The 18763-nt window shown below is 60.0% G+C and carries 14 protein-coding genes and 2 pseudogenes; 8 read left to right on the top strand and 8 right to left on the bottom strand.

Features of this window, described 5'->3' with window-relative positions:
• Window positions 1-77 precede the first annotated feature (77 nt).
• From P5704_005460 to P5704_005440, 5 genes are all read right to left on the bottom strand, one after another.
• Entirely contained in the window at window positions 78-1277 is a 1200-nt protein-coding gene (locus tag P5704_005460) for an integrase family protein (protein WOF79941.1), read from the bottom strand.
• A gap of 243 nt (window positions 1278-1520) precedes the next feature.
• Entirely contained in the window at window positions 1521-1733 is a 213-nt protein-coding gene (locus tag P5704_005455) for a YhfG family protein (GenBank protein ID WOF79940.1), read from the bottom strand.
• 631 nt (window positions 1734-2364) lie between these two features.
• Window positions 2365-3120 carry a hypothetical protein gene (locus P5704_005450; GenBank protein ID WOF79939.1) on the bottom strand — a complete coding sequence of 252 codons (756 nt, stop codon included), beginning with the start codon at window positions 3118-3120 and terminating at the stop codon, window positions 2365-2367.
• A gap of 71 nt (window positions 3121-3191) precedes the next feature.
• Window positions 3192-3506, bottom strand: coding sequence for a type II toxin-antitoxin system RelE/ParE family toxin (locus P5704_005445; GenBank protein WOF79938.1), 315 nt, complete (start codon window positions 3504-3506; stop codon window positions 3192-3194).
• A complete protein-coding gene (locus tag P5704_005440) occupies window positions 3472-3744 on the bottom strand; it encodes a type II toxin-antitoxin system Phd/YefM family antitoxin (GenBank protein WOF79937.1) in 273 nt (90 codons plus the stop codon). The genes P5704_005445 and P5704_005440 overlap by 35 nt, the downstream gene beginning before the upstream one ends.
• Before the next feature lie 849 nt (window positions 3745-4593).
• Between P5704_005440 and P5704_005435 the strand changes: the two genes are divergently transcribed.
• A complete protein-coding gene (locus tag P5704_005435; GenBank protein WOF81176.1) occupies window positions 4594-6555 on the top strand; it encodes a methyl-accepting chemotaxis protein in 1962 nt (653 codons plus the stop codon).
• Window positions 6556-6722: 167 nt separating this feature from the next.
• On the opposite strand, the pseudogene P5704_005430 reads toward P5704_005435, so the two are convergent.
• Together P5704_005430 and P5704_005425 are read right to left on the bottom strand one after the other, a co-directional pair.
• Window positions 6723-6917: pseudogene (locus P5704_005430) on the bottom strand (hypothetical protein).
• Between the two features lie 52 nt (window positions 6918-6969).
• A complete protein-coding gene (locus tag P5704_005425; protein WOF79936.1) occupies window positions 6970-8520 on the bottom strand; it encodes a sensor domain-containing diguanylate cyclase in 1551 nt (516 codons plus the stop codon).
• 199 nt (window positions 8521-8719) lie between these two features.
• Here P5704_005425 and P5704_005420 point away from each other — a divergent pair, with 199 nt between their 5' ends.
• The 7 genes from P5704_005420 (at window position 8720) to P5704_005390 (ending at window position 16798) form a co-directional block, all read left to right on the top strand.
• Window positions 8720-9430, top strand: a complete 711-nt coding sequence (locus tag P5704_005420; GenBank protein ID WOF79935.1) for a response regulator transcription factor — start codon at window positions 8720-8722, stop codon at window positions 9428-9430.
• Entirely contained in the window at window positions 9427-10770 is a 1344-nt protein-coding gene (locus tag P5704_005415; GenBank protein ID WOF79934.1) for a histidine kinase sensor domain-containing protein, read from the top strand. The genes P5704_005420 and P5704_005415 overlap by 4 nt, the downstream gene beginning before the upstream one ends.
• A gap of 189 nt (window positions 10771-10959) precedes the next feature.
• Window positions 10960-13044, top strand: coding sequence for a TonB-dependent receptor (locus tag P5704_005410; protein WOF79933.1), 2085 nt, complete (start codon window positions 10960-10962; stop codon window positions 13042-13044).
• A gap of 110 nt (window positions 13045-13154) precedes the next feature.
• The gene (locus P5704_005405) at window positions 13155-14453 is read left to right on the top strand and encodes a class I SAM-dependent methyltransferase (GenBank protein ID WOF79932.1); all 1299 of its coding nucleotides are present in this window, start codon (window positions 13155-13157) and stop codon (window positions 14451-14453) included.
• Window positions 14454-14550: 97 nt separating this feature from the next.
• Window positions 14551-14838, top strand: a complete 288-nt coding sequence (locus P5704_005400; GenBank protein WOF79931.1) for an iron transporter — start codon at window positions 14551-14553, stop codon at window positions 14836-14838.
• Entirely contained in the window at window positions 14835-16463 is a 1629-nt protein-coding gene (locus tag P5704_005395) for a PepSY-associated TM helix domain-containing protein (GenBank protein WOF79930.1), read from the top strand. Before P5704_005400 ends, P5704_005395 begins: the two co-directional genes overlap by 4 nt.
• Window positions 16460-16798, top strand: a complete 339-nt coding sequence (locus P5704_005390; GenBank protein ID WOF79929.1) for a DUF3325 domain-containing protein — start codon at window positions 16460-16462, stop codon at window positions 16796-16798. The genes P5704_005395 and P5704_005390 overlap by 4 nt, the downstream gene beginning before the upstream one ends.
• Window positions 16799-16854: 56 nt before the next feature.
• On the opposite strand, the pseudogene P5704_005385 reads toward P5704_005390, so the two are convergent.
• Window positions 16855-18718: pseudogene (locus P5704_005385) on the bottom strand (NAD(P)/FAD-dependent oxidoreductase).
• Between the last annotated feature and the right edge of the window lie 45 nt (window positions 18719-18763).

Here is an 18763-nt window from a genome sequence, read left to right as displayed (position 1 = left end):
GTGGAAAAACAAAAGGCCTCCACCCCGGAGGCCTTGTTGTTTCAGCAGCTTACGTTTCGAAGGGCACCGACAGCGGATTAGGCAGCCTTCTGTTCAGCTGCCGCCTCTTTGAGCACTGGTGGCCATACACCAGGCGTCCATTGCAGCCCGAGCCGTTCGAGAATGTGCCCGGAAGCCTTTTCTTGGTAGGGCCGAAGGTGCTCAGGGCCGACATGGATGTAGCCCATGGTCACGTTGCTGGCTGCGTGGTTGAGCAGGTATTTCAGTTCCAGCAAGGGCACGCCTGACTCAACGGCCAAGGTGGAGAACACATGCCGCAAGGCATGACCTGTCAGCCCATTCAGCTCGTGTTGCGCAACCTCGGTGACGTGCCCCGACTTCGAGTCCGAAGGAAAGAGCCACTTTGTCTTGCGATTAATGCGAGGCGCTTCGGTTGCCCGATGGCCGAGCAGGTCTTTCAACGGGCCTGACAGAGGCAGATCGAATGCTCGATTTGTGCCGCCTTTAGGGTTGGGCACATGCAGGCATCCATCGGACAGGTGCTCAAGGCGAGCTTCGCAGGCTGAGGTCCGACGCATGCCGCTCAGCAGCATGAACAGATGAAGGTCTCGCCTCACTGGGTTCAGCTCCAGGACGGCTTTGCCCCACTCTTTAAGCTGTTCCGCGTTGGCATCCACCTTGCGACGCCTTAGCCCGTGGTAGTCCACGTTCAAGCAGGGGTTGGCCGGAAGGTCGGGATGCTCGCGAAGGCCTCGGTTATAGAGGGCGCGGAAGATGCGGAAAACATTGTCTGCCGAGGGGGCGCCATTCTCTTTGGTGATCCGCTTGTGCCGCTCCCTGACAGCGGCCCTGTTGCTGCCAATATCGGCCAGCGGCCTATCCAACCAGTCGGAGAGGTATTGCTCGCAGTTGTACCTGTAGTCCGAGGCGGTGCGAGGGGAGAGCTTTTTGGCGGCAAGGTGAAGGTCCAGCGCCTCCCTGAGGGTGATGCCTTTTACCCTCGCTTTGCGCTTCTCTTCATTTGGATTCACACCTGAGCGCATCGTCACCAGCGTCTGCATAGCAAGCTCTCTTGCGGCCTTTGCCGTCAGAGACGGATGGTCGCCCAGCTTGACCCTGACCTGCTTCCCGTTGACGAGGCTTTGGACGTAGAAGCCTTTCTTGCTTTTAGAGACGATAAGGTAGAAACCGCGCAGTTCTGGGTCCGCATACAGGGTGGTCTTATCAGTCACCGCCGAAACACGTTCGACCAGGGCTTGGGTGATTTTGGCTTTCATTAATAGGTGCTCCGAACAAAGCATAAACACGCTTTTTTGCCCCATGAAACCTGTGTTCAGGCCAGGCAAAACAAGCTCGAAACCCTATTAAGTCGAGCATTTTCAATGCTGTAAGCGATTTTCCGTTCTAATTTTTGCTTCGAACCAAATCTTCACAAAAGTGACGCGCGCCGATTCGTAATGCGAAGGTCGCAGGTTCGACTCCTGTCTCCGGCACCAATGAAATCAAAGGGTTAGCTTCGGCTAGCCCTTTTGTTTTTGGGCTGGTGTCCCACAAGTGTCCCTTTCTTGTCCTGCGTTCTGTAATGCTTCCAGCGCGGCTTGCCGGGTCGGGAGCTCGCGGTCTGCATCAGCGGGCGTCACGTCGAATCCCACGAGGCGTAGGCTCGCTATGTAGCTGGATCGACGGACCCGTGCGTAATACGCGCGCTTTGCTTCCAAAAAAATGTCGGACACGCTGTTCGCCTCGCTTTAGCGGTGATTCTGGGCCAAGAGTGAAAGCGGCGAAAGCGTCAGCACAGTCGCGAAGTGATCCGGCGCCAGATGTGAGTACCGCATCGTCCGGCACGGGGATGGTCCGTACGCGGCCATTCTTCGTCCTGGCGAAGCGAACTTGCTCGTTCAGCAACTGGTTACGGGTGATCGACTCCGCTTCATCCCATCGAGCACCGGTAGCCAGACAGAGCTTGGCGACGGGCAGGGTGTGGCTGTTGGTCGACGCGGCGCATTTATTCAACACCAACCGGCATTCGTCCAGGGTGAAATATCTCAGTCCAGCAGTCGTTGCTAAAAAGACAGGCCTTGACCGGCGGCGCTGGGGGGGGCTGTTGCGCACAACCTGAAGGTGAGGGTACGCATCGAGGACATGGACGCATTGCTTGATGCGTTTCCTGAATACGAGCTGTGGATCTGGAAGGGGGCGTAGATCCCGCGAAGGGTCAGATCAGCCCGACCTACGCCGAAGCGGACCTAAAGTTGGCAGTACAAAACGCGGGCAGCAAATAACAGCGGAAGCGGCCCGGCGATGGTTTGTCAGAACATAGATTTGTTCGGCTACGACAGTCGTACTATTTCTTCTAAGGAGGTACTACCGCGGACGACCATAATGCTTGCGCACGGTGGAGATATCAGACAATAAATCTTCCGTTGTAAAGCTTTTGAGAAGTGCCTCGCGGTAGCTTTCTGTAATCTTCTTTAGTTCTTGCAGGCGATCAGCTGGTTTTTCTTTGAGCAAATATTCTTCTAAAGCATCGAAGAAAGCATCGCCATCATGGATGCTGACATCCAATATCGTTTTTTCCCTACCGTTACAGCCATATAGAAATTTTTCAATCTCGCGCCGGTCCTCGGTGGTTGGTTCTGGGGAGAACCAAAGAGTTCGATACGTACCATCAGGCGAGGCTGGAAATGTGCCTGGATCTGTCTCTGCTAGCGGAAGGCGCCCCGTAGCCAGTAGGTTTTGAGCTTCAAATAGAATTCCTGTCTTGCCTGGAATAAGGCTCCTATAAGTTTCAGCAAAGTTGTTGTCGACTAAGCGAAGCTCGTCTAACAAATCGTATGTTAGGGTTTCCATTACTGTGATGTTTGATGATTGTCGAGCGATCAAAGAAGATAAGTAATAGGGGCTAAGATAGAAGCAATGACGGTTGCTGATCTTTTTATGTGATTCGAGAGCGGCTTCTAGCTCATCTAGCAAAGCCTCGTATAGCTCTAATATTTCGTAAGATTGAATCAATATAAGATGCAGTCGCGCGGCGTTGCGTCGATTTCCACGCTTACGGACATACTCCGCTATGGCTATAAAATCGAGCTTTTCAAATAGGAATTTGAGAAGTTCTAGCATGGGAAGCCTCAGGGGTAGGTGTCAGCGATGAACCCGCTAGGGTTGATGGGGTGTACTTGGGAAGAAGTTCATTACATGCGCTTGGAAGCACTGCCATAAACCTTGCTTCGCTCTCGCTTACCTACAGCGATCACCGTGACGACGAGTCGGCTGTCGATTACTTCATAAACCAAACGATAGCCGATGGAGCGGAGCTTGATCTTGTAGCAGTTGGGCATATCCCGAAGCTTGTCGGCTTCCACTCGGGGATTCGTAAGGCGTTCTTTCAGCTTCTTGGCGAACTGCAGCTGGATCGTATTGCCCAGCTTGCCCCATTCCTTGAGCGCTTGAGTGTTGAACTCCAGCGCGTACTTAGTCGGCTCCGCCGGCTTGCGCGATGAGGGCATCGATATCTACTCGTACAGTAGGTTCACCAGCGCGGGCGCGTACGATTTCAGCCAGCCGCAGATCGTCAATCAGCTCCAGCATGGCTTCATAGCGTGCGGGTGGCACGGCATAGAAGGCTGGCTCGTTTCGATTGAGGATCACGACCGTTTCGCCGCCACCTTCGCGGATGGTGCCCATTGGGTCCTTTTTTAGTTCTGTCACCGACGCCGCAACGTCAGCCAGTACCGTGTAAGTCATCGCCATATCCACCTGTTCTCTGCTATCCGCGCTTCTAGGGTGCCTGAGCTCTATCTGTGGGCCGAACCGTCACGCTTCGTTGAGCGAATGTGGGTTCTCTACTGTGGGCCGAGCTATCTTGATTAAGGTCTTCGTAAGGTCATTTGTGCGAATGGGGTAAGCGCGCATAGCGTAGCACTCTGAAAAGCACTCTGTAAGATGTTTTTTGATGTGCTTTATGCCCTTGAGGCGTGCAGCGATTGGGTGTCCCAAAACGGGCTGAAATCTACAGAGAGCGGGGCAGGGCGACGACGAAGGCAAGCTGGAGGCCCCGTTTTTACTGACTTCCAGCTTTTGCGATGACAGGTGCCGATCTTTCGTAATGCGAAGGTCGCAGGTTCGACTCCTGTCTCCGCACCAATGAAATCAAAGGGTTAGCTTCGGCTAGCCCTTTTGTTTTTGGGCCGATCTCCCTTCTTGCCAGCCTCAGGCTGCGTTGCCTCCTTCACCTCTAGGCTTCCAGCTCAAGGAAGGCTTGTTTCGTTGCATAAACCTCGAGCTCCCAATCCCTTCTCCCAAGCTGGCCAGCCCCCAACGAGGTTGGCAGCTAGTTGGCAGCCGCCGTTGTACCCGACAACCGGCATTAGATTGACGTTAATTTATTGACTTTGGTCAGGGATGCACGCCTGTGCACCAGAAAGAATACCTGCCTGTTCGAGACAGTCGCTGATAAGCGCTGTGGGGCCGTTTCTCCTGCGACGCGTCAGCAATCGATCACCGATAAATCGCTTCCACGCGCGTGCCGAGCGGTGCGCGCACATCCTGCCTTCTGCCACTCGTAGCTCCATGACCTGGAGTACTGAGGTACACATGCTTAGAAACATTCCCTTGAGTGCGAAGCTTCTCTTGATCCTGGCGTGTCCGATGCTCGGTTTTCTGTGGCTGGCAAGTCTGTATGTCGCTGACAGCTACGCCACCCTGAGGCAAATGGAGCGCACCGTCGAGGTCAGCGTGGCTGCGCAGAACGTGAGTCGGCTGATTACCGCATTGCAGCGTGAACGTGGTGCGAGCGGCGTCTATCTGGGGAGCCAGGGGCGGACCATGGCGCGGCGCCTGCCGGGAATGCGGCAAGCGACTGATGAAGCGTTCAGCGCCATGCAAGCGCTTGCCAAACAGGACGGCTCGCAGCTCGGGAGCGTCTTGGCTTCGCTCGATGAGCTTCAGGCAACACGTTCGCAAATCGACTCGTTCGCAATCAACAGCATCGACTCCGGTTCTCGCTTTACTGGCTACATCAAGGCGTTGATCGGTTTTACCCACAAGGTTGAGCGCAGCGTGCAGGACGTCACGCTTGCACGAGCGTTAGGCGGGCTCAATCAGTTCGTCGAGATGAAGGAGCGGGCCGGTCGCGAGCGCGCGTTGTTGGGCGTGGTGTTCGGTCAGGACAGGTTCGACGCGGCGCTGCTTGCCTCCTTCAGCCGGAACCTGGGTGAATTCTCGGCCTATATGGATGGCTTCCGTCGTGCGGCCTCGGAGCGCTTCGTCCGTTTGCTCGACGAAAAGCTGCAGCAGCCGAGCGCCCTTGAAGTCGCACGTCTGCAACGTCTGGCTTTCGAGGTGCCGACCGGGCAGAGCCTGGGTATCGATAGCGAGAACTGGTTCGATACGGCGACCAGCCGGATCGACCTTATGGGTGAGCTGGAGCAGGCCTTGTCGCAGGATGTGGGCACACTGGCCGCTCAGGCTCGCGATGAGGCACGCAACGCGCTTTGGCTGACGCTCGCCGCGGTGATCATTGCGCTGCTGGTGGTGACAGGCCTTTCCTTCCTGATCATGCGCAACATCAAACGGGCCGTGCAGGATGTGAATCATGCGCTGTTGTCGCTTTCGGCTCGGGATCTGACCGCAACGGCGCACTACGAAGGCAGGGACGAGTTTGGCGAAATCTCGCGTAACCTCAATCTCATGGCTGTCGAGCTCAAGCAGGTCGTGGGCGAGATCAGCAACGCCACCGCGCAGGTGGCCACGGCGGCGGAGGAGTCCTCCGCGGTGACCGTGCAAACGAGCCAGAGCATCGATCGGCAGCGGCAGGGAACCGAGCTGGTGGTTACCGCGATAAACGAGATGAGCGCGACCGTGCGCGATGTTGCGAGAAGCACCAGCGATGCCGCCGAACTCTCGCAGCACCTCAACGCCAATACTGCGCAAGGCCGAGCCGAAGTCGAGAACACCATCGAGCTCATTCGCCAGTTGTCGAGCCAGGCCGATCAGACTGCAAGCATCATTGCGGACCTCAAGCGTGAGAGCGATTCGATCTCGTCCGTGCTGGATGTAATCCGCGGCATTGCCGACCAGACCAATCTGCTCGCTCTGAACGCGGCTATCGAGGCGGCGCGAGCAGGGGAGCATGGCCGCGGCTTCGCTGTCGTTGCGTCCGAGGTGCGCACGCTTGCCCAGAAAACACAGGAATCCACCGGCAGCATTCAGGACATGATTGCCAATCTCCAGGGCGGGGCCGACCGGGCCGCGCGCTCGATGCAGGAGACGCTCTCCAAGGCTCAGAACGGCTCGAGCAACATCGGGCGGGCCGGGGAATTGCTGGCGGAGATTGCCGAGGGAGTGTCTGCTATCAGTGATCGCAACCTGCAGATTGCCACGGCGGCGGAGGAGCAGAGCGCGGTGGCCGAAGACATCAATCGCAACGTCGTCGAGATCAACGATGTCGCGATTCAGGTGAGCGCCGGTGCGGAGCAGACGGCGATGACCAGTCTGGAGCTTGCGCGCCTGGCCGAGCAGCAACAGCAGCTCGTTGGTCGCTTCAAGGTCGCTTGACGCGTGCGTCTGCTGAGCTGAATCCGTAAGCCCGGCCGCAGCTGGGCCGAGGTTGGGGGCGGTGAGGGGCGCAGCCATACGTGGCTGCGCCCTTCTTCGTTACAGCGTCGCGATGCCTGCCTGCAGGGTGCGGGGGCGCCCGGGTAGGCGCAGATGCTGCCCCAGGCTTCCCGCGTGCTGGCTTCGGGCATGTTGGAGTAGCCGCGGTTTACCGCGAAGCCGTTGCGGTAGAGCTCCTGGGGGCTGAAGCCGCGTACGAGCAACTCGGTCAGGCTCTGACCGCCGAAGTTGTTGCCGTGCTCCACGCCGCTGGCGTAATCGAGCGCATCTTCAAGGCGCGTTGTGCCGATGTCTTCGACGATCTAGCACTCTGCGCAACGCGGATGAACTACGGTTGCCAAGCGGCCCGGGCGCTCAAATGGCGGCGAGAACGACGCGGTCGCGGCCGGCTCTTTTGGCCTGGTATAGCGCTTCGTCCGCGGCCTTGAAGGTCGCCTCGGGCGATGCATGATTGTCGCTGCAGGCGATGCCGATGGACGCCGTCACCGGTGCGCCAGTCGGACTTGCAGATTGCCGCAGGCGAGCGAGCAGGCGCTCTGCCGCAATGCCGGCGCCGGCGGCGTCGGTCTCGGGCAGCAGCATGAGGAACTCTTCGCCACCCATGCGGCACAGCACGTCGGTGGGGCGTGAGCAGTCCTTCATGATCTCGGCGAGAAAGCGCAACACCTTGTCGCCCACGTCATGGCCGTGTTGGTCGTTGACCTGTTTGAAGTGATCGAGATCCAGCGTCACCGCCGCGTAGCGCTGGTCGAGCAGCTCGAACTGCTTGAGCGCCAAGTCGAGGCCGCGGCGGTTACGCAGACCGGTCAGCGGGTCGGTCATGGACGCCGCTTCCAGCGCTCCCATCTTCTGCTGCAGCAGGGAGACGCCGGCGAGCATCGCGACCTTCAATCGCGAGACCTCGAAATACCAGGAATTGACCGTCGAAATACGGCTGGCCGCTTCCGGCGCACCCCAGTGTTCGGCGGTGTCGGCCAGGGCGCGAATGGGTCTGGAGATAAGTCTGGACAGCCACCAGAACACCGCGAGCGAGATGAGGGTGAACGGCACCGCATTGAGTAGCGTGGTACGTGTCAGTTGTTGGAGCTTCACCGTGATGGCTGCGGTCGGGCGCTGCGCGATGATGCCCCAGCCGGTGCTCTGCACCGGCGCGAAGCCGGCGAGCATGTCGACGCCAAGTGTATTGATGACGCGCTGGCTGCCCTCCTGGCCCGATAGCACTTCCCGGACCACCGCATTGTCCGATACGTTCTGGCCGACCCGCTTGCCATCTTCGTGGAAGATCAATCGGCCCTGGGTATCGACCACGTACAGGTAGGAGCCGTCGCGGTAGTAATGCACGCCGAGCAGGCCGTGCAGCGCGTTGCGCTCGAGCAGGAACAGCGAGGCGCTGATGTAGCCGAGGTAGCTGCCATCGGGGGCGAAGATAGGATGGGTCACCGCGATCAGATAGATGCCATCGGTGGCAACGTAGGGATCGGTGGTCAGCGGCTGGCGCTCTTTAAGCGCACGCGTCGCGCCTGCGCTGTTGACCTTGACCCCAACCAGGCCGGCGCTTTCCGGCGACGCCGAAACGATCTCCCCGGCGGCGCTGACGATGACCGCCCGGCTGAACTGCTCGCTTTTGAGCTTGAGCCGTTCGGTCTCGTTGTCCCGTGCGATCGGGTCGGCGAAGCGGGTCGACAGCTCTTCTGCGGCATAGGCGAGCTCGCGACGGCTATTAAGGAAGAATTGATCGGTGGTGTCGGCAAGTTTGCGTGCATAGGCCCGGTTTGCCTCCAGGGTCTGCTCGAACAACTGGTCACGCTGCGAACTGTAGCCGGCGAAGAAGCTGTTACCGAAGGTCAGCAGGCCAGCGACGAGTGCCAGCAGCAGCGTGAGTTTCTGTAGATCCAGCCGGGACATGCAGCTTCAGTCTCTAAATACGTGCTTGGCGCGGGCCAATGGAGTTTTATCGTGCAGACTTCTTGCGAGCGGAAGCCAAAGGCAGGCCATGATACAGGCGCCGTACCGTCAGGAGCAGTTCCCCGAGGAAAAACAGGGCTGGCAGATGATATGAGTTCGTGGATAATAATCGATCTCATTCGTCCTGCGCCTACCGCTCATGCCCGATACTACCGCCCTTGCCACGCGTCTCCTGGCCGTCGAAGACGACCCCATATTCGCCCGGCACCTGGTGGATCATCTGCAGTCGATCGGGTATTCGGTCAGTCACTGTACGGACGGCGAGGAGGGGCTCTCCCGGGTGCAGACCGAGCACTTCGATCTGATCCTGATGGACATCATGCTGCCCGGTGCCAGCGGCCTGGACGTCTTGCAGCAGTTACGCCGTCGCCGCGGCGTGCCCGTCATCCTGATGTCCGCACTGGGCAACGAGCAGGATCGCATCACCGGTTTCAGCCAGGGTGCCGACGACTATCTGCCCAAGCCCTTCAGTCTGCTGGAATTGAGCGTGCGCATCGAGGCGGTGCTGCGGCGCGTGGCCTATGAGCGTTCGGAGGGGCAGCCTGCGAATGATTGCGAGCGCTTGCACTTCGATGAGCTGAGGCGCGATGTCGCGGTGGGTAATCGATGGGCCGGCCTGACGCCCAGCGAGTATCGTGTGCTGGTGATGCTCTGGCAGCACGCCGGCACCGCATTGAGCAAGGCTTACCTTTATCAGCAGGCGCTGCATCGCAATTATTCGAGTCATGATCGCAGCCTGGACATGCACGTGAGTCATCTGCGGCGCAAGCTGAAGGCGCTTGATTGTACGGCGCTGCAGCTGGAGACCGTATGGGGCACCGGCTATATGGCCACCCGGGGCGAGCGATGAGCCTGCCTTCGCGCCATTCGTTGTTCTGGCAACTGGCGCTGCTGCAGATCGGCTTCTGCCTGTCGTTGATCTGGCTGAGCCAGTCCTGGACGCAATATGTGCGTGATCGCAGCAGCTATCTGCCAAGCGAGTCGCGAGAGCAACTGCTGCACTACGCCGCTGACGCCGAGCGAAGCTGGCGCAACGGTGGTGGCGAAGGTGTGCATCGCTGGCTGGAGGCGTTTCGTCAGACTCAAGACACCTGGGCCGTCGTGGTCAGTCCCGACCTGGATTCGCTGAGCGTCCGCTCGCTCGGCCGCGATGATTACGCGCGGCTGAAAATGGTGCGCGGGATCGACTGGCGAATCAGCCGCCGCGGCGCAGGGCCACCTTATATAAGTGTTCCATTCCCGGAGCACCCGGATGGCGGGCAGTTGATACTGCAGTTGCCCGAGCGGCTGATGCCCAGCACCTCGATGTTTCTGCTGCAAGTGGTCATCAATATCGTGGTGCCAGGCGTGCTGGCGCTGCTGCTGTGCGGGTTGATCTATCGGTTGTTGATCCGTCCTCTTAAGCGGCTGCAGGCTCAGGCCAATGCGCTACGGGCGGACCAACTCGGCATGCGTGGGGGCGCGCTGATCGACCGTCGCGATGAGCTTGGCGAGCTGGCCCAGGCGTTCGACCACATGGCCGAGCGGCTGCAGAGCGCGGTGTCCTTCCAGCGCCAGTTGCTGCGTGACCTGTCCCATGAGCTGCGCGCACCGCTCAGTCGCCTGCGCGCGGCCGCCGAACGTGAACCTCGCGCCGGCGCGCTCAGCCGTCGGGTGAACCAGGAGGTGCAGGGCATGGAGCAGCTGATCGGCGGCATTCTCGAACTGGTGTGGCTGGATACCGAGCGTCCGTCGCTACCGCGCGAAGCGGTCGATGTCGGCGCGTTGTGGGACGTACTGCGCGACAACGCCTGTTTCGAATCCGGCTGGGGCCCGGCGCGGCTGCCGTGCGACCTGCCTGAAGACTGCCGGGTTAGCGCCAACCTGAACGGCCTGGCCCAGGCACTGGAGAACATCCTGCGCAATGCCATCCGTCATTCGCCTGTTGAAGGCTGCGTGCGGCTGGCTGGCCAGCGAGAGGAAGGATGCTGGCACCTGTGGATCGAGGACAGCGGCCCCGGCGTGGCAGCGGACCAGCTGGAGCTTATCTTTCAGCCTTTCACTCGCCTCAATGCGGCCCGACCCGGTGGTGATGGGTTTGGCCTGGGTTTGGCGATTGCGCGGCGCATGGTTCGCCTGCAGGGCGGCGAGCTCTGGGCGGAACCTCTCGATCCCGGGCTGCGCCTGCATCTGACCTTGCAAACTGTATAGTTTGTAAATGCACTTTACTCTCAAATGAGAATCTCTAGCATTCGGTTGCCTGCGCAACATACAAACGACGCGTTGCGCGGGCTGACGCACGCTTAGTTATCCATTCCCATAGCCTAGCCCTGCTAATAGTCCAAGCATGGAAGGCATGCCTACGGGCCGGGGAATATTCGAAGAACCAGAGATAAAGACATGCCAACCCTCAAAAGCCCTCTTATCGCAACGCCACATCCCACGTTCCAGAAAACCCTCATCGCAGCCACGCTGGCCACATTGGCATATTCAGCCTCAGCACAGGAACGGCTGGAGCTGGATTCGATTGTAGTTACTGCCTCGGGCTTCGAGCAAAACATCAAGGATGCGCCAGCCACGATCTCCGTCATCACGGCCGAGGAGTTGAAGAAGCGTTCCTATACCGACATCACCGATGCGTTGAAAAACGTGGCGGGGGTGCAGATTGTTGGCGGCGGCGTTGAACAGTCGATCATGGTCCGGGGCATGACTTCGGCTTACACCCTCTTCCTCATCGACGGTCGCCCTGCCCAAGGTAACGATGCGTTCTCCGAGAGGGGTTCTCAGCAGGGTACCCCTATCAACTTCCTGCCGCCGCTCGAGTCCATCGAGCGCATTGAGGTCATCCGCGGCCCGGCATCGTCCCTATATGGCTCCGATGCCATGGGCGGCGTGATCAATATCATTACCAAGAAGGTGTCGAACGAGCTGAGCGGCAGCATCACCACCGAATATACGGTGCCGTCCAAGTCCAACGAGCTCAATGAGGATACCTGGCAAACCAGTGCTTACCTCAACGTACCGCTGATCGAGGATGTCCTGGGTCTGCAGCTGACCGGTGCTTACCACGATCAGGACGAGAGCAACTTCGTAGGTGGCAGCGACGCCGCGGCCACCGATCCCGAATACGAAAAGCGTAATGTTGGCGGAAAACTGTCCTGGAATATCAACGAGCAAAACAATCTGACGCTCGGCCACACCTATACCAAGCAGGAACGCTGGAAAAACCCAGGTAGAAGCCTGCTCGAGACTGACGATCCGAGCTACACCGAGTCCATCAAGAAGAATTACTTCATCGAGCATGATGGAAATTACGGCAACGTGCTGGCCAAGACGTACATCAACTACGACAACTCTGAAAATGCCACCACGCTAAATCCCGTAACTGGTAAGGGCATCGAGTACGAGGTAATCACGGCCAATACCCAGGCGACTTACTTCATCGGCTCTCACGCCATCACGGGTGGTTTGACGCACAAATACGAGAACCTGGAACACAACTCCAACGGCCTGCGAGAGCCGGTAGTTGCAGACGCCAACGCCACCGTCGAAATGAATCGCTATCAGAACTCCATATTCCTGGAGGACAACTGGAACCTGACCGATGATTTCATCCTGACTCTGAGCGGACGCTACGACGACAACCAGGCTTTTGGTGGCCAATTCAGTCCAAAGGTTTATGGCGTCTACCACCTGAACGACAACTTCACCATCAAGGGTGGCGTCACCACCGGCTACAAAGCGCCTGACCTGCGCTCCAGCGCCACTGACTTCGGTTCCACCTCAATGGGCGGCGTGATCATCGGCAACCCAGATCTGGTACCAGAAACCAGCCTCAACCGTGAAATCGGCATCGCTTACGAAGAGCAGGACCTTGGGCTGCTCACCACCCTGACCGCCTACGTGATCGATTACGAGGACAAGATCAATCGTACCGGCCGGGTTTGCCCTCAGGACCCCACCGAGAGCGTCCCATGTGAATACAACGGCACGACGTACCCAGGCCATCGCTTCGGTTACACCGCCTACGAGAACGTCGACGAGGCGGAGCTGCGCGGTATCGAGTGGACCCTGGACTACCGTCTGCTCGACAACCTGACCTATCGGCACAGCTACACCTACACCGAGACCGAGCAGAAGTCGGGCGACTACAAGGGCAAGCCGCTCAACGATGTAGCCAAGCACATGTTCAACGCCTCGCTTGACTGGCAGGCCACCGGCCGGATCAATGTCTGGACCCAGTACAACTACCGCGGCAAGACCTCCGGTCGCTGGCAGACCGGCACCAGCGGTTCCCAAACCAACGGTTTCCGTTACCCTGCATACAGCTTCGTTGACGCTGGCGTAGCCTTCAAAGCGACGAACGACCTGACCTTGAAGGCGGGTGTCTACAACCTTGGCAACAAGGAAGTCACCACGGATGGCGAGTACGCCTACAACCTGGACGGCCGACGCTTCATCTTCTCGTTGACCCAAGCGTTCTAAAGCGCTGCAAGCGATGCTCCCTGCCGATCTGCTTTCGCCAGGGAGCATTCGCGTGTATGGCATTAACGTATCGAGCTCCGATCGCTCGGCTCGACGAGGTTCAAGTCGACATGAATACATATGATGGCTACGTGATGGACGTCGCTTATCCGCCGCATTTCCACAAGGAAATCCAGCCCGTCTGGCTAGCCAGCCTGGCTCAGTTCTTGGGCACGGCTGCTCCCGATATCACCAAGCCCTACTCCTATTGCGAGCTGGGTTGTGGCATGGGCATCAACCTGCTGGTCGCCGCTGCGACGAATCCGCTAGGCCAGTTCGTTGGTGTGGATGCCAACGAGAAGGCGCTGGCCATCGCCAGAGAGGCAGCAAAATCAGTCGGTCTGACGAACGTCCACTTCGTTCACGCAGATTTCGCCCACTTTGCGCAGAGTAACAATCTATTTTTCGATTTCATCGTCAGCCATGGTGTCTGGTCGTGGATTGCGCCGAACCAACAGAAGCACATCCTTCAGGTGGTTGCCAAATTCCTAAAGCCCAAGGGGCTCTTCTATTTGCACTACATGTGCCATCCAGGCGCGACTCAAATGATGCCGGTGCAGAAGCTGCTGAATGACCTGGCTCGACAGTTGCCAGGCTCTTCCGAGCAGAAGCTGCAAGCTGCGCTGGATTTCGTATGTGAGCTGGACGTCGCCGGCACTTTCATAGATCAGCCCAACTTGAGCGAAAAGATAAAGTCACTCAAGCAGAAACCTGCCTGTTATCTCGCCCATGATTTCCTGACCGACAATTGGGCTCCGCAGCATTCGACCGATGTTCATCAATCGGTGGCACAGACCGGCGTTACCTATATAGGCAGTGCCAGTGCCTTCGACAATTTGGACAGCCTGTCCGTACCGGGCGCCGTACAGCCGCTTCTGGCAAAGCTGGCATCGCCCGCGCTAAGGGAAACGGTCAAGGATCTGGCGAAGAATCAGCATCAGCGCAGCGATCTGTTTCAGCGTACTCCGGTTCGACTGGCCCAGCAGGACGTTCTACAGCAGGTCGATGCCCTTCGGCTACAGCTGATGCCCCAAGCGCCACGCTCAGGCGCGCTGTCGTTCCAAACGCCAATCGGGGAAATCCAAGGCCCTGACGACATTTTCTCACCCCTGCTGGAAAAGCTAGCCGAACGCCCCACCACTTTTGCCGAGCTAAGACAGCTGCCCGCTTTTACCGAAAAGCTCGGCACGTTATCGCAAGCGTTGCAGATGCTGATGTGGCAGGGCCATATCCATCCGCAACGTCCGGATGGCCTCAGCTGCAGCGACCAGGCAAGCAAATTGAAAGCATGGATCGAGCGGAACCAACTGAAATTGAAAATTGTGGAGGATTGCGGAACAGCCGTTAACTACCTGGCTGGCAACTCATGAAAAACGATGACGCAACACAGCGTGGTGTTCGTTTCGGTCTGTACGTTTCGCCCGGCCCCAACTTCGTATCCTGTTCAATAATGAAGAGAACGCACCGATGAAAGCCCCTTCACAGCCCTGGCCGGTAGTATCGCGAACCCTCGCGGCCGTGCTGGGCGGCTACGTGTTCACCTACTGTTGCACGGCGGCGCTGGCGCGCTTGCTTCCTCTGGCAAAATCCGATGCGGTAGTAGTCGCGACGCTGGCAGCCTTTATCATCTATACGGCGGCTATCCTCTGGGCCTTTGGTTGCCGCAGCGCATGGCGTGCCTGGGCCGTGATAGCGCTGGCCCTGCCGCTGGCTCTGATTGGCTTCTGGCCACAATTGCTGGAGCGCATCGGATGAAGAAGCAGAGCTTCACGCAGTCCATGGCCTGGCTGCATACCTGGGGTGGCCTGCTGTTGGGGTGGGTGCTGTTCGCCATCTTTCTGACCGGCACACTGGCGGTGTTCGACAAGGAAATCGATGGCTGGATGCGCCCGGAGGTGCCTGCTTACGCGGGCAGTCAGGAGGAGGCGCTGCAGCGTGCGGTCGATTATCTGCGGGCGCGCCACGCCGATGCGCCGAACTGGAACATCAATCTGCCCAGCGAGCGCTCGTCGAACCTCAGCGTGTCGACTGGTGAGCAGCGCCGCGGCGGCGGGCAACTGCTCGATCCGGCGACCGGCGAGCCGATCTCGGCGCGGGAAACGGCGGGTGGCGGGTTTTTCTTTCGTTTCCATTTCACCCTGAACATGCCGCGCAATATCGGTATCTGGGTGGTCGGGCTGGCGGCCATGGCGATGCTGGTAGCGCTGATCAGCGGTATCGTGATTCACAAGAAGATCTTCAAGGATTTCTTCACCTTCCGCCCCGGCAAGGGGCAGCGCTCTTGGCTCGACGCGCACAATGCCAGTGGCGTGCTGTTGTTGCCCTTTCACCTGATGATCACCTACACCGGGTTGGTGATCTTCTACCTGCTCTATATGCCCGCTGCGGTGGACGTCCTGTATGACGGTGACCGGCAGGCGGCCAGCCGCGATCTGCGAGGCGGCGCTGCGGAGCAACGAACCGAGCGTCCGCCAGCCGGCGGGCGTGGCCAGCAACGCGATGCCGGTATGGATCAGGCAATGGCAGGGCGCTCCGACGTCACTGCGCAGTCGGCAAGCGCTGTGCCCCTGGCGCCGCTCGGGCCGATCCTGGCGCAGGCCGAAGCGGCGATGGGCCCGGTCGGCGGGCTGTCCATCCAGAATCCGGGGCGGCCCGATGCGCGCATCGACGTGCGCCCCGTGCTCGGTAACCGAATCGAGCTGACCAAAGGCCGCAGCATGTCATTCGATGGCGTCAGCGGCGTCGTGCTGCGCAAGCCCGACGAGAGCCGGCCGAGCCTGCTCACGCAAAGAGTCATGGCGGGGCTGCACTTCGCCCAGTTCGGCGGCTATCCGATGCGCTGGTTGTACTTTCTCTGCGGCATGGTCAGTTGCGCCATGATCGCCACCGGCCTGCTGCACTTCTGCATCAAGCGCCGACGCAAGTACGCCGAGCAGAGCGCCGCATCGCAGCGTTTCCATCGCCTGGTGGAGTCGCTCAACCTGGCAGTGGTGGTCGGCCTGTCATTGGCCTGCATCGGCCTGCTCTGGGCCAATCGGCTGCTGCCGGTTCAGCTGGCCCAGCGTGGCGAATGGGAAGTGCGTGTGTTCTTCCTGATCTGGATGGTCGCGCTGGCCCATGCGCTGTGGCGACCGACGCTGCGCGGCTGGGCCGAACAGCTGGCGCTATTGGCGCTGCTCTGTGTCACGTTGCCGCTACTGAACATGGTGACTGCTGGCGGCGCGCCATGGGCGGATCCGACGCGGCTATGGCTGGAGCTCACCTGTGTGACGATGGGCGCGATCCTGCTGTGGCTGATGCGCAAGGTCACGCTGCGCACGGGCACTGTGCAGGAGCGACCGCGCCGCGCGGCGATGAAGCTGAAGGAGATGCACCCATGATGCTGCCGTTCGTGGCTGGCCTGCTGCTCGCCTATGGCGGCATGGTCGGGTTGTGTCAGGGCATGGAGCGCAACTTCAAGCTGGTCTGGAAGCGCGAGCCGTCGCGGGTGCTGCGCCATGCATTGCGCGTGCTCGGAACAGTCTTGCTGGCGGGCAGTTTCGCTAGTTGCGTCTGGGCCTGGGGTTGGGCGATGGGGCCGGTGGGCTGGTTTGGTGCGATCTCGCTGGCGGCGTTGCTAGTGGCGTGGCTGCTGCCGTATCAGGCGCGGGCCGCCGTGGTCTTCCCTGTCGCGGGTATTCCGTTGTGGCTGTTGGTCTGGGCGGTGGCAGGCTGATGACGAAACAGGCCCGCACCGGCGGGGCCTGTTTCGTCTGGTGGTCAAGGCGGCTATCAGCCCTGGTGATAGCTCGGCGCGAGCTTGTAGACCGAGGTGTCCAGCCCCTCGAAGCGTGCCTTCAGCTGCAATGCCAGGTACAGCGAGTAGTGCCGTGACTGGTGCAGGTTGCCGCCGTGGAACCAGAGGTTCTGCTGCTGGGTTGGCTTCCACATGTTGCGCAGCTCGCCTTCGTACGGGCCCGGGTCCTTGGTGGTGCCGGAGCCGAGGCCCCAGCAGCGCCCGACCTTGTCGGCGACGTCCTGGGAGATCAGTCGCGCCGCCCAGCCGTTCATCGAACCGTAGCCGGTGGCGTAGACGATCAGGTCGGCCGGCAGGCGGCTGCCATCGTCGAGTACCACGGCATCCGGCTCGATGTGAGCGACGCCGAGACCGGGCCCGCTTTTCAGCTTGATGGTGCCGTCGGCGATCAGCTCGCAGGCGCCGACGTCGATGTAGTAGCCCGATCCGCGGCGCACGTACTTGAGGAACAGGCCGGATTCGTCATCGCCGAAGTCGAGCATGAAGCCGGCTGCAGCCAGGCGATCGTAGAAGGCTTTGTCGCGTTCCTTGACCTGCTCGAAGGCCTGGCGATGGAACTGCGGCAGCACCTTGTAGGGGATCGAGGCGAACAGCATGTCGGCCTTGTCGGTGGTCAGCCCGCTCTCGACCGCATCCTCCGAATAGAGCGGGCCGAAGACCACGTCCATCAGGGTGTCGGAACGCACGATATGGGTGCTGGAGCGCTGCACCATGGTGACGTCCGCGCCGTTCTCCACCAGGTCCGCGCAGATATCGTGGGCCGAGTTGTTGGCACCGATGACCACCGCGCGCTTGCCACGCCAGGCGTCGCCGCCGGGATGCTGGCTGGAATGGTGTTGCTGGCCGGCGAAGGTCTCCGCACCCGGATAGACCGGCACGTTGGGCACACCGGACATGCCGGTGGCGAGGATCAGCTGCGCGGGCTTGAGCGTCATCGGTTTGCCGTCGCGCAGCACCTCGACCGTCCAGCGGCCCTCGGCTTCGTCGAAGCTCGCCTTTATGCACTCGGTTTTCGCCCAGTAATTGAGATCCATGACCTTGGCGTACATCTCCAGCCAGTCGCCGATCTGGTCCTTGGGCGTGAAGATCGGCCAGTGATCGGGGAAGGGCAGATAAGGCATGTGGTCGTACCAAACCGGGTCATGCAGGCACAGCGACTTGTAACGGCCGCGCCATTGGTCGCCGGGACGCTCGGCCTTGTCGACGATCAGCGTTGGTACGCCGAGGCGCTTGAGCCGTGCGCCGAGGCCGAGGCCGCCCTGGCCGCCGCCGATGACCAGGCAGTAGGGCTGTTCGGTGATGCCCAGCGCGGCTTCCTCGTCGCGGCGCTTTTCCAGCCAGTTGCGCTTGTCGGCCAGGCCGTGGCCATGTTCGGCGCCCGAGCGGTTCCTCGTGCCCCTTCAGCTCGCGCATGGTGGTCAGCAGTGTCCAGCACAGGCCGTCCTTCAGCCGTACATAACCCTTGCCGCGGGCAACATCGGTTTCCAGGCTGATCCAGCCTTCGAGCACGCCGCCGGCCAGGCTCGCTTCGCCTTCGAGCTTCCAGTTGTCCGGCTGGGTGGCTTGCAGGCGGCTTTCCAGCATGTCGCGAATGTCGGCCTTGCCTTCGAGGGTGATCAGGTTCCAGCTGAACAGCACGAGGTCACGCCAGTGGCAATCTTCGGCGAACAACTCGAGCGTGCCATCGATGTCACGCTGGGCCAGGTGCTGGCCGAGGCGTTCGACCCAGGCGGCCAGTTGTTCGGTGGCGGTGCGGGCGGTAGTAGCCTGGCTGTCGCCGCCGAGGTCACTGCCGTTATCGGTTTTCAGATCGAAGGGAACGTCGTTGCTGGGACGCATGGGGGGTCTCCTGGTCTTTGTTGTTATTCACGGGGATACCGTGCT

Origin of the sequence: Pseudomonas sp. FeN3W (genome assembly GCA_030263805.2) — a bacterium.
Taxonomy (GTDB): Bacteria; Pseudomonadota; Gammaproteobacteria; order Pseudomonadales; family Pseudomonadaceae; genus Stutzerimonas; species Stutzerimonas stutzeri_G.
This window is presented reverse-complemented; position numbering and strand designations above follow the sequence as displayed.

What these genes read in the sequence shown, in the direction of transcription:
- P5704_005460 (WOF79941.1), bottom strand. Translation starts at nt 1,277, where the DNA reads ATGAAAGCCAAAATCACCCAAGCCCTGGTCGAACGTGTTTCGGCGGTG.
- P5704_005450 (WOF79939.1), bottom strand. Translation starts at nt 3,120, where the DNA reads ATGCTAGAACTTCTCAAATTCCTATTTGAAAAGCTCGATTTTATAGCC.
- P5704_005445 (WOF79938.1), bottom strand. Translation starts at nt 3,506, where the DNA reads ATGCCCTCATCGCGCAAGCCGGCGGAGCCGACTAAGTACGCGCTGGAG.
- P5704_005440 (WOF79937.1), bottom strand. Translation starts at nt 3,744, where the DNA reads ATGACTTACACGGTACTGGCTGACGTTGCGGCGTCGGTGACAGAACTA.
- P5704_005435 (WOF81176.1), top strand. Translation starts at nt 4,594, where the DNA reads ATGCTTAGAAACATTCCCTTGAGTGCGAAGCTTCTCTTGATCCTGGCG.
- P5704_005425 (WOF79936.1), bottom strand. Translation starts at nt 8,520, where the DNA reads ATGTCCCGGCTGGATCTACAGAAACTCACGCTGCTGCTGGCACTCGTC.
- P5704_005420 (WOF79935.1), top strand. Translation starts at nt 8,720, where the DNA reads ATGCCCGATACTACCGCCCTTGCCACGCGTCTCCTGGCCGTCGAAGAC.
- P5704_005415 (WOF79934.1), top strand. Translation starts at nt 9,427, where the DNA reads ATGAGCCTGCCTTCGCGCCATTCGTTGTTCTGGCAACTGGCGCTGCTG.
- P5704_005410 (WOF79933.1), top strand. Translation starts at nt 10,960, where the DNA reads ATGCCAACCCTCAAAAGCCCTCTTATCGCAACGCCACATCCCACGTTC.
- P5704_005405 (WOF79932.1), top strand. Translation starts at nt 13,155, where the DNA reads ATGAATACATATGATGGCTACGTGATGGACGTCGCTTATCCGCCGCAT.
- P5704_005400 (WOF79931.1), top strand. Translation starts at nt 14,551, where the DNA reads ATGAAAGCCCCTTCACAGCCCTGGCCGGTAGTATCGCGAACCCTCGCG.
- P5704_005395 (WOF79930.1), top strand. Translation starts at nt 14,835, where the DNA reads ATGAAGAAGCAGAGCTTCACGCAGTCCATGGCCTGGCTGCATACCTGG.
- P5704_005390 (WOF79929.1), top strand. Translation starts at nt 16,460, where the DNA reads ATGATGCTGCCGTTCGTGGCTGGCCTGCTGCTCGCCTATGGCGGCATG.